Here is a 10025-nt window from a genome sequence, read left to right as displayed (position 1 = left end):
CCTTACCCCCTCTACCTCGCAGGTCAGCGGCCTTTACCCGCCCCTCTACCGGGGTAAAGGGCTCCCCTTACCCGACGGTGGCGAGGCGGCTGGGCTTCGTGCCGCGCGGTACCGCGCGCTTGCCGCGCACAGCCGCGCGCCGCGCGGTTGATGCCGCGCGCTGCCGCGCACCTTCCGCGCGCTCGCCGCGCAGCCGCGCGGTTCAGGCGGCGTCTTCGAGGGCGGACTGTTCGTTCACCCAGGCGCGGACGGTGGCCGGGTCGTAGCGCAGGTGCTTGCCGACGCGGAAGCCGGGCGGGCCGATGCGCTTGCGGCGCCAGGCGTAGACGGTCTCGACGCTCGGGAGGCTGAACATGGTGACGAGATCTTCCGGGGTGAGGTACCGGTCGGGCAGTCCACCGCGCAGGGTGGCGCGCGGGTCGATCGATTCGGTTCGGCGGGTGGTCACGCAGCTCCTCCGGTCGGGGTCAATTCCGGGCGGTCCGCCGCGTGTTCAGTCGGGTGTTCACGCGGCTGTCTGCCGTGGTCAGGGGTCGATCGTTGGGCGTGAGCGAGTCGGGCCAGCAGGCGCCACGTGGCGAGCGTGAGCGGCGGCGTGAACGCTCCAGGCGTGGCCGTGAACATGCCGCCCGGCTCATGAACGGACGACTGGCCGCCGTGAACGGCCGACCGGTCGTCGGTGAACACGGCCGGTCGGCCGTGAACGGGGTGGTAGCGGGCGGCCAGCAGGAGGGCGAGCAGCAGGGGGAGCCGGTCGCCCTTGCGGTGGTTGCAGTCCCGGCAGGCCAGTACCAGCGCGCCCACGGACCAGGTCCGCAGCAGCCGGTAGGGCACCACGTGATCGAGCGTCGCTTCCACGGGGCTGCGGAAGCGGCGACGGCAGTAGACGCAGCGCCACCCGTCGCGTGCGGCGAGCTGACGCTTGCGCAGCCGCCGCACGGCCGTCTTGGGGCGGGTACGGGACGGCACGGCTACCACCCCGCCCGTGCGGATCGAGTGTGCGGGTGCGGATTCCGCACGTGCGGCCGTGCGGATCGGGTGTGTGGCCGTGCGGATCGGGTGTGCGGCATGGCCTACCACTCCGCCCGCAGCGTGCGCGTCCACGTGCCGTCCGGCCCGGCCGGCGGCGTGGCCCCCAGCACGTAGCCGCCCCCGTCCAGCCGCACGATGAGCGGCGAGGGCTGGAGGGCGTCGACGCGCAACAGGTCGAAGCAGAACCGACGACGGTGCCAGTCCGGCAGCGCCTGCCGGTACAGCCAGTCCCGGCCGGACGTGACGACGCTCCCGGCAGGGTGTGACTCGGCCGTGACGCCGGACGTCACGCAGGCCAGGCCGGGCCCCGCGAACTCCCGCGTCATCACCTCCCCGAGGCGCACAAGCGTCTCGACGGGCACCGCGGCGGCGCCCTGCCGGATCGCACGGGAGACCAGCAGCGGGGCCCGGCGCACGGTCAGGGCGTCCACCTGGTGGTGCCGGTAGGCGTCCGAGAGGTACAGCGCCACGGCCGTTTCCCCGACCGTCATGGGGCGGGAGCGGGCGCCCTCGTACCAGAACGACAGGGCGAGCCGGTAGGCGAACCGGCGGCAGTCGGCCACCTCGAAGAACTCCTCCGCATCGAGGCCAGCGAAGGTGCCCACCTCCTTCGCGATCCCGGCCGGGCCCAGCGCGCGCACCGCGCTGCTGAGGGCGTCGTAGAGGGTGTCGGTGCTGGGCACCGGGACGGCCAGTTCCTCGGTGGCCGTCTCGAAGAGCGCGGCGGCGACTTCCCCCACGGACAGCTCCAGCCCCTGAACAGGGACGGTGGGGAAATCCTCGCCGTCCCGGCGCCGGTCCATCTCCACCAGGGAGACGACCGGCGCCGGAACGGGCGCCACCCGCGCATACAGCGCGTTGAAGGCGGCAGTGCTCACGCGGCACGCCCCAGAGTGCTCTTGGGCAGGTAGGCCCGGTGGAAGGCCACCCGACGCGGGCACTCCGGCGGGGTCGCGCCGACCGCGAAGCCGCCCGCGTCGAACATCACCATCAGCGGCCGGGGCGCGGCCCACTGGCGACTGACGGCCAGGTCGTGGCAGAAGCGGCGCCGACGCTCGTCCGGCATGAGGGCCTGGTACTGCTCGCTCAGCTCACCGAACGGAACCCGGTAGGCGGGGTGGTCGAACTCCCGTCCCACCTCGTCCCCGAGCAGGGCCAGCGTGCGGGCCCCGAGCCGGGCGACACCCTCCATCAGGTGCCCGTCGACCTCAGCGAGCCGGTTGTCGACGGAACGGCCACGGGTCACCTTGATGTCCGAGGCGTACAGCGCGAGCGTCAGCTCACCGGCCGTCAAAGGCGCGGAAAGGGCATCGGTGTACCAGTGCTCGACGCACAGCCGATAGGCCCGGGAGTAGGCACTCGACGCGGCACGGTCGTCCAGCGGCAGCGCTTCCAGCTCCTGCCGCGCCTCTTCCAGACCGGCCAGCCCCACGGTGTCCAACGCCCGCTCCAGCGCCTTCAGCAGCTCCACGTCGGTGGGGTGCCGGGGAAGGTCCGGAAGCGTCTCACGCTGGGCGTACAGACCGGCCGCCACCTGCTCCCGGGTCAGCTCCAGGGAGCCGACCGGAACGCAGGGGAAGGCCTCTCCGACCCGACGCCGCTCGACCAGCGGCAGGTCTGAGACCTGCTCGGGACCATCGGCCCCACGCATGGACTGTTCGGTGCGCAGCTCTACTCGGATTGCAGGCATGATGGATGTGCCCCTTCGAGGGTCAGGGAGCGGCTGACTGCTTGGCGGTAGGTGGCCGCTCCTTGCTTTTCCTGGACTGACCAGGACTTTCAACGGAGATTCGCCCTAGATCGGGGCGGCGCCGTTGCTGACTAGCTTGCACTAGTTCGCTGTGGTGCACAACCCCTGTGGAGTGGTGTGCACTAGTTCGCTGTAGTGGGTACGCTCAGGCCATGACTGTCACTGGAGGGCCCAAGCCCAAAGCCGTGCAGGTAGCGGACGCGCTCCGCGAGGACATCAAGAAGATGAAGCCCGGTGAAAAGCTCCCCTCGCAACGCGAGCTGATCGAGCGCTTCGGGTATGCGAGCCAGACCATCCAAAACGGCTTGGCCATGCTCCGGTCTGAGGGCCTGGTCGTTTCGGCCGGGAACCTCGGTAACTTCGTCGGTGACGGAAGCGCGCCGACCATCGATGTGCGTGAGGAGATCAACGAACTCCGCTCCCTAATCCAGGCATTGGCTGAACGAGTGGAAGCGCTTGAAGCGCGCTCCACCTTGGGTGGTGTGTGAGCTGGAGTAAGCATGCGGGTAACGGAACGTGCCGCATAAGTGACACAGAGGGGGCGGACGTGATCTCAGGGGGACATGTCCGGTGTCACCTAGCTGTCCCCTTCCCTGTCCCCGGGGGCGGCGCGAAAGACTCTGTGGGTAGGCACTCGGAGGAGGGCGTATGAGCGACGACAGGCCCGCGTGGGCGCGGCGCATCGCAGCCGAGCGGGCGGCTCGTGACTGGTCCCAGCGTGACGCGGTGAGGGCGCTTCGGGCCCACGCCAAGGAAGAGCTTCCCGCAGATGACAGCCTCATCCGTCAGTGGAAGCGCTGGGAGACCGGACAACTCCCCAACGAGTTCTACAGGCCGCTCATTGCGCGGGTCTTCGGCACGGTGACCCACGCGCTTTTCCCCGCGCCGGCACGCCGGGACGGGAGCAAGGAGATCCTGGCGGCAAGCGGCATGGAGACCCTTGAAATCGTCAGTCGTCTGAACCGGTCGGACGTTGATGGGGCGACCCTGGACGCTCTGCGGATCACCACAGATCGGCTCTGCTCGGAGTACCCGTTCATGCCGAGCGAGCAGCTCCTCATCGAGGGGCGGCAGTGGCTCCGCCGAGTCGTGGAGCTTCACTCGAAGAGCCTCACCTTGTCCCAGCACCGCGAGGTGCTTGCCCTCTCAGGTTGGCTCGCGCTCCTCGTCGGATGCGTGGAGTACGACACGGGCGACCGACACGCTGCCGAGTCAACGCGTCGGGCCGCACTCTCTCTGGCGACCGAGGCCGACCACGCCGAGATCGCCGGATGGGCGCACGAGATGCGGGCGTGGTTCGCGCTCACCACGGGTGACTACCGCGGGGTCATCGCGGCGGCACAGGCTGGGACTGACGTAGCCGCGCACCAAGGCGTGGCCGTCCAGCTTGCCGCTCAGGAAGCCAAGGCGTGGGCCCGGCTCGGAGACCGCCGGCGCGTTGAGGTGGCGCTCGATCGCGGACGAAACCTGCTCGAAGGCATGCCACATCCGGAGAACCTCGACAACCACTTTGTGGTCGACCCGGCGAAGTTCGACTTCTACGCCATGGATTGTTATCGCCTCGTCGGTGAAGACAAGGTGGCCCGGACCCTCGCGGAGGAAGTCCTGCGAGCAGGGACGGACTTCGACGGCACAGAGCGCTCACCCATGCGCAACGCTGAGGCGCGGGTCACCCTGGGAGTGACTGCCGCGCGGGAAGGCGACTTGGACCAGGCGCTCATCATGGGCGAGCGTGCCCTCGAAGGGGAGCGCCAGTCCGTCCCATCACTCATCATGACAAGCCGTGAGCTGGCGGCCGAGATGAGGAACCGATACGCCGCCGAGCCCGCGGCTCAGGACTATCTCGCCCATCTGCGCGAGCTTGGGCAAGGAGTGCCTGGTTTCCTGCCACAGTGAAGTGAGGCGGCCCCTTCCCTCAGGGGCCGCTACTTCCGCTACCGCCGCTACCGTGCAGGTCAGGGACGTGGTGGAGGTAGCGGGAAGGGGTAGCGGTAGCGGATAGGTCGCGCTACCGGCCCGGCCGGGCCGGGGCGGTCTCTTCCTCCTCCCCGAGGATCCGCAACAGCCGCAACACCGCAACATCGCAGGTCAGACCCGGTGATTCTGTTGCGGGTCGCCCCGATGTTGCGGATCGGCACCGCCACACCACAACGGCAGGGACATGAAAGTGCGGCCTTCGACCGCGCGACCCTTGGCAGCTCGCTACGCTCGCGCGCGACGGCACTCGGGAGCTCCCGCGCACTGCGCGCTAGCGGAGAACCGGGGTCCGCCCAAAGAGGCCACCCACCGCCCGGGGTGGCCTCTTTGCTGCCTGACGCTCCGGGATGGCGGAGAGGGCTCTTCAAGGGGGGGCGAGCGTCGGACCCTGCCCCCTGCCCCCCCTCTGAAAAGCCATGGCGCGCCCGCCCTTGTCCGAGGTTCGGATTTCTGCGTCATCTCGTCACCTGCGACACCCGGCGCCTCTGACCTGCACTTTTCGGGTGACGCAGAGGTTCGGGGGTGCGTCAACGGTGACGAAGGCGTCTGCTGGCACGCTCGCCACCCCGAGAGGGCGGGACCTGGGGCGGCAGCCCGAAGGTGTCCGAGGTGGGGATTTCTGCGTCACCCGCGTCATCTGCGTCACTCAGGCTTCTGACCTGCTGTTTTTGGGTGACGCAGAGCATTGGGCGTGCGTCACCGGTGACGCAGGCTGTCCGTCACCGATGACGCAGGTGACGCACGATGACGCAGCCGCGAGCCCTCTGCGTCACCCCCGTCTGCGCAGGTCAGCGGGTGTTTTTCATGATCGGGTGTCGCAGGTGACGCAGCCTTCCCTACTTAGGAAAAAAAGAGGGGCTTCTGTACTTGGTCAGTGCCCCTCAGAGCACGAAGAAGGAGCCGCTCCGCGGCCGCCATCAGGCGGCGCACGCGCCGAACAACAAGAGGAGCACGCCCGCGCCCAGGCGGGTGCTCCTCTTGCCTGTACGGCCGAGGCGTTGGCCGGCGCGGGCTCGGACCCGCAGGCAGATCCTACGGCCAGGTGTCAGGGAGTGTCAGCGCGCGCTGTCAGAGGGCGTGACACCCGCGTCCGCCTAGGGGTTTGAGTGTCAGGCGCCGTGACGGTGTCAGGCGTCAGGCGGCTGTCAGAGCCGTGCTGCCCGCCTACTGGGTAGCGGGTGGGGCCCCAGTAGAAACACCCCGATAGAGCCCCTGTGGGCGCGCTACAGGGGCTCTACCGGGGTGTCCGCCCCACTACCCAGTAGCCGCCGTGTGCGGGGACTGGGTGGGCGAGTAGGCGCCTGGACAACGTCCGCCCGAAGGGCGGTCCTTCATGCTCTTCCCGGCGTGGTGTGGCGGTGCCGATCCGCAACATCGGGGCGACCCGCAACAGAATCACCGGGTCTGACCTGCGATGTTGCGGTGTTGCGGCTGTTGCGGATCCTCGGGGAGGAGGAAGAGACCGCCCCGGCCCGGCCGGGCCGGTAGCGCGACCTATCCGCTACCGCTACCCCTTCCCGCTACCTCCACCACGTCCCTGACCTGCACGGTAGCGGCGGTAGCGGAAGTAGCGGCCCCTGAGGGAAGGGCCCCGGGATCCGTCGGGCCGCAGCCGCCCTGCGGGCAGCCCCCAGGACGCGGCAGATCCCTGGGGAGAGGGGAGAGGTCCACCCGCGAGACCGATGGCGGAGCATCCCGCTCGAAGAAGGGCTGTTGCTTGGCCTGGCTGGCCCGATGCCGTCAGACGGTCCTCCAGGGATGCCGAAACCGGTACTGACCTGCATGCCGACAAGCGACAAGACAAGACAAGCGACAAGCGGGACGACAAGCCGCGCGACAAGCCACCGGAGTGCCCCGCGCGCTGGGCAAGCGTTACGGGTCGGTGTGACGGCCAGGTGTGAGCCGGTGTTACGGGCCCCTGTTAGGGCGCGTAACAGCGCGCCTGCCTAGGGCTTTGGGTGTTACGCGACCATCACACCGTTACGCCCTCGGACGCTGTTACAGGCGCTCGCCGGGCGGCTCCGTTCGGGCCGTCTGTGGGCCGCCCGAGGGCAACCGATGACGACCGACAATGACGGTTACCGACGGCTTAGCCCCTGCTCGGACGTGGTGGGCTGAGCATCAACGCAGGCGCCTCTCAGCGAACGCTAGTTGAGGAACTCCAGAGCTTGGGCGCAGGATGGCCGCCATGACCTCCACCGCGCGCCCCCTGCTCAACCGCCGGCTCGCCGAGTTCGGCACCACGATCTTCGCCGAGATGTCCGCGCTCGCCGCGGCCACCGGTGCGATCAACCTGGGCCAGGGTTTCCCCGACACCGACGGACCCGAGGAGATCAGGGAGGCGGCGGTGCGGGCGCTGCGCGACGGGCGCGGCAACCAGTACCCGCCCGGTCCCGGCGTCCCCGAACTGCGCACCGCGATCGCCGCGCACCAGCTGCGCCGCTACGGGCTGTCGTACGACCCCGACACCGAGGTGCTGGTCACGGCGGGCGCCACGGAGGCCATCGCGGCCTCGCTGCTGGCGCTGCTGGAGCCGGGCGACGAGGTCGTGGCCCTGGAGCCGTACTACGACTCCTACGCGGCGAGCATCGCGCTGGCGGGCGGCCGGCGCGTCCCGGTGACCCTGCGCCCGCACGAGGGCAGCTTCCGCCTCGACCTGGACGAACTGCGCCCCGCCGTCACCGACCGGACCCGCCTCCTGCTGATCAACACCCCGCACAACCCCACCGGCACGGTCCTCACCCGCGCCGAACTGGCCGCGATCGCCGAGCTGGCCGTGGAGCGGGACCTGCTCGTGGTGACGGACGAGGTGTACGAGCACCTGGTCTTCGACGACGCCGAACACCTCCCCCTCGCCGCGTTCCCGGGGATGCGCGAGCGCACGGTGACCATCTCCTCGGCCGGCAAGACGTACTCCTTCACCGGCTGGAAGGTCGGCTGGGTGACGGCCGCGCCCGCCCTGGTCAGCGCGGTCCGCTCGGCCAAGCAGTTCCTGACGTACGTCTCCTCCGGCCCCTTCCAGTACGCGGTGGCCGAGGCGCTCGCCCTGCCCGACTCCTACTACGACGGATTGCGCCGCTCCCTGCGCGAGCGCCGGGACATCCTGGCCACCGGCCTCGCGGAGGCGGGCTTCGAGGTGTTCCGCCCGGCCGGCACCTACTTCGTCACCACCGACATCCGCCCGCTCGGCGAGAAGGACGGCTTCGCCTTCTGCCGTGCCCTGCCGCGGCGCGCCGGCGTGGTCGCCATCCCCAACGCGGTCTTCTACGACGACCGCGAGGCGGGCGCCCCGTTCGTGCGCTTCGCGTTCTGCAAGAAGGAGGACGTCCTGCGGGAGGCGGCGCGGCGATTGCGGGCCATGTGAGGGACGGGGCACCACCGGTTGGCCGTGCCCTGCTCGCTTCCGGGGCCCGGGCCTTGCACAGTGCGGAGGTGTGACACACGCCAGCACGGTTCTCGCCCCGCCCGTCACCGCACCCGAACCCTCGCCCGGCGCGCACGCCGGCGCCTCGCTGCTGAGGGCGAGCGGCGTCGCCGTGGGACTGTTCCTCGGCGCGCGGCTCGCCGGTGCCGCCGTCCTCGCCCTGCTCGCCGACGCCGCCGGGCGGCCGGTCATGGCGCTGCTGGGCCGCTCCTGGGACTCGGTCTGGTACCTCGGCATCGCGGCCCACGGCTACGGCCACGCCCTGGGCCGGCACGGGTACAGCGACATGGCGTTCTTCCCGCTGTACCCCGCTCTGGTGCGGGCGGTGACGGAAGTGAGCCCGCTCGGCGGGGGCGCGGCCGGGCTGCTGGTGTCCTGGACGGCGGCGCTCGTGGCCGCGGCCGGGCTGTACGCCGTGGGGACCGCGGTGTACGGGCGGGCCGTGGGAACCGCGCTGGTGCTGCTGTGGGGGCTGCTGCCGCACTCGGTGGTGCTGTCGATGGCGTACACCGAACCGGTGCTGACCGCGTTCGCCGCCTGGTCGCTGTACGCGGTGCTGACCGGGCGCTGGGTGTGGGCGGGGGTGCTGGCGGCGGCCGCGGGGCTCGCCCGGCCGAACGGGTTCGCGGTGGCCGCCGCCGTGCTCGCCGCGGCCGGCTGGGAGCTGTGGCGGCGGCGCGGCCGGGTCGTCCACAGGCTGTGGACGGGCGCCGCGCTCGCCCCGCTGGGCTGGGCCGGGTACCTGTTGTGGGTCGGCCACCGCCGGGGCGATCTGCTGGGCGGCTACTTCGACGTCCAGGCGGACTGGGGCTCGCGGTTCGACCTCGGCCACCGCTCGCTCCAGTTCGTGCGCGTCCTGCTGCTGCACGGCGGCCGGGTGGTGTTCCCGGTGGCACTGCTGCTGGTCGGCGTGGGGGTGGTGCTGTTCGCGCTGCTGCTCCTGGAACGGCCCCCGCTGCCGCTGCTGGTCTACAGCGGGGTGCTGCTGCTGGTCGTGCTCGCCGGGTCCGGGACCTTCGAGTCCAAGCCGCGCTTCCTGCTGCCGGCCTTCCCGCTGCTGCTGCCGCCCGCCCGCGCGCTGGTCCGCACGGCGAAAGCCCGGCCCTGGCACGCGGCCGTGGTGGTCGCGGCCCTGGCCGGGCTGTCGTATCTCTACGGCGCGTACCTGCTGGTGCTGGGGCACGCGCCGCTGTAGCGGCCGCCGGGGGTCACTCCCCGGAGCCGGCCTCGCCGTCCTCGGGCTCGTCGGTCCCGTCGACGTCCTGCTCCAGGCCCAGCTGCTCGACCAGCCACTTGTCGAACTCGATCGCGGCCCGCACCCAGCTGACCGTGGAGGAGACGAAGTGGTTGAGGTCGACGCCGGTGCCGATCAGCATCTGCGCCTCGCCGATGAGGCGGACGGTGCCGTCGTCGTGGGTGTGGGTGTACACCTTCGGCCACAGGGTGCGGCGGTTCCAGTCGTCCACGGACTCCAGGAGCTGCGCCTTGTCCTCGATCTGGTGCGGGCGGTCGTAGAAGGTCCGCACCGAGAAGACCGCCTGGTCGGCCTCCCCCCGGAACATGAAGTAGGTGCGGAACTGCTCCCACGGCGCCGCGAGGTCACCCTCCTCGTCGACGACGTACTTCAGCTCCATCTGGTCGAGGAGCTGCTTCACGAGGTCCTGATCCGGGAGGACGGGGCCGGCCGGTCCCTGGGGCTGCGGCTCGGGCTGGCCCCCGAAGTTCGGAATCGAGGACGGGTCGATGCTCACCGTGTTTTTCCCTTCGTACGGATGCCCGCCATCCTCCACCATGCGGGGAGGGGCGTGGCAAGCCCTGCCGGGGCCTGTCGGTCTTTGACTG

Annotated in this window: 9 protein-coding genes; 4 read left to right on the top strand and 5 right to left on the bottom strand. The window is 70.6% G+C overall.

Annotated elements, in window-relative coordinates; all coding sequences use genetic code 11:
• Window positions 1–202: 202 nt before the first annotated feature.
• The 4 genes from FRZ03_RS12065 to FRZ03_RS12050 all read right to left on the bottom strand — a co-directional run bounded on the left by FRZ03_RS12065 (window position 203) and on the right by FRZ03_RS12050 (window position 2722).
• Window positions 203–448, bottom strand: coding sequence for a helix-turn-helix domain-containing protein (locus FRZ03_RS12065; protein ID WP_146465132.1), 246 nt, complete (start codon window positions 446–448; stop codon window positions 203–205).
• A complete protein-coding gene (locus FRZ03_RS12060; RefSeq protein WP_146465131.1) occupies window positions 445–969 on the bottom strand; it encodes an HNH endonuclease in 525 nt (174 codons plus the stop codon). The genes FRZ03_RS12065 and FRZ03_RS12060 overlap by 4 nt, the downstream gene beginning before the upstream one ends.
• A 104-nt stretch (window positions 970–1073) precedes the next feature.
• Entirely contained in the window at window positions 1074–1910 is an 837-nt protein-coding gene (locus FRZ03_RS12055; protein ID WP_261398929.1) for a hypothetical protein, read from the bottom strand.
• Complete coding sequence (locus tag FRZ03_RS12050; protein ID WP_146465130.1) at window positions 1907–2722, bottom strand: hypothetical protein; 816 nt, start codon at window positions 2720–2722, stop codon at window positions 1907–1909. The genes FRZ03_RS12055 and FRZ03_RS12050 overlap by 4 nt, the downstream gene beginning before the upstream one ends.
• A 212-nt stretch (window positions 2723–2934) precedes the next feature.
• Here FRZ03_RS12050 and FRZ03_RS12045 point away from each other — a divergent pair, with 212 nt between their 5' ends.
• The 4 genes from FRZ03_RS12045 to FRZ03_RS12030 all read left to right on the top strand — a co-directional run bounded on the left by FRZ03_RS12045 (window position 2935) and on the right by FRZ03_RS12030 (window position 9378).
• Window positions 2935–3270: a GntR family transcriptional regulator gene (locus FRZ03_RS12045; RefSeq protein ID WP_261398927.1), complete on the top strand. Its 336-nt coding sequence runs from the start codon at window positions 2935–2937 to the stop codon at window positions 3268–3270.
• Window positions 3271–3430: 160 nt separating this feature from the next.
• Window positions 3431–4678, top strand: coding sequence for an XRE family transcriptional regulator (locus FRZ03_RS12040; protein WP_146465129.1), 1248 nt, complete (start codon window positions 3431–3433; stop codon window positions 4676–4678).
• Between the two features lie 2260 nt (window positions 4679–6938).
• Window positions 6939–8123 carry a pyridoxal phosphate-dependent aminotransferase gene (locus tag FRZ03_RS12035; RefSeq protein WP_146465128.1) on the top strand — a complete coding sequence of 395 codons (1185 nt, stop codon included), beginning with the start codon at window positions 6939–6941 and terminating at the stop codon, window positions 8121–8123.
• A 70-nt stretch (window positions 8124–8193) separates the two neighbouring features.
• Window positions 8194–9378: a mannosyltransferase family protein gene (locus FRZ03_RS12030; RefSeq protein ID WP_146465127.1), complete on the top strand. Its 1185-nt coding sequence runs from the start codon at window positions 8194–8196 to the stop codon at window positions 9376–9378.
• 13 nt (window positions 9379–9391) lie between these two features.
• Here FRZ03_RS12030 and FRZ03_RS12025 read toward each other — a convergent pair whose 3' ends face one another.
• Window positions 9392–9934 carry a type III secretion system chaperone family protein gene (locus FRZ03_RS12025; protein ID WP_146465126.1) on the bottom strand — a complete coding sequence of 181 codons (543 nt, stop codon included), beginning with the start codon at window positions 9932–9934 and terminating at the stop codon, window positions 9392–9394.
• Between the last annotated feature and the right edge of the window lie 91 nt (window positions 9935–10025).

The sequence above is a fragment of the Streptomyces misionensis genome, assembly GCF_007896895.1.
GTDB lineage: Bacteria > Actinomycetota > Actinomycetes > Streptomycetales > Streptomycetaceae > Streptomyces > Streptomyces misionensis_A.
Note: the sequence above shows the minus strand (reverse complement) of the source record. Positions and strands in the feature narration are given on the sequence as shown.

Excerpts from the sequence above, each read along its gene's own strand:
- FRZ03_RS12040 (WP_146465129.1), top strand. The coding sequence starts at position 3,431 with ATGAGCGACGACAGGCCCGCGTGGGCGCGGCGCATCGCAGCCGAGCGG.
- FRZ03_RS12035 (WP_146465128.1), top strand. The coding sequence starts at position 6,939 with ATGGCCGCCATGACCTCCACCGCGCGCCCCCTGCTCAACCGCCGGCTC.
- FRZ03_RS12050 (WP_146465130.1), bottom strand. The coding sequence starts at position 2,722 with ATGCCTGCAATCCGAGTAGAGCTGCGCACCGAACAGTCCATGCGTGGG.
- FRZ03_RS12045 (WP_261398927.1), top strand. The coding sequence starts at position 2,935 with ATGACTGTCACTGGAGGGCCCAAGCCCAAAGCCGTGCAGGTAGCGGAC.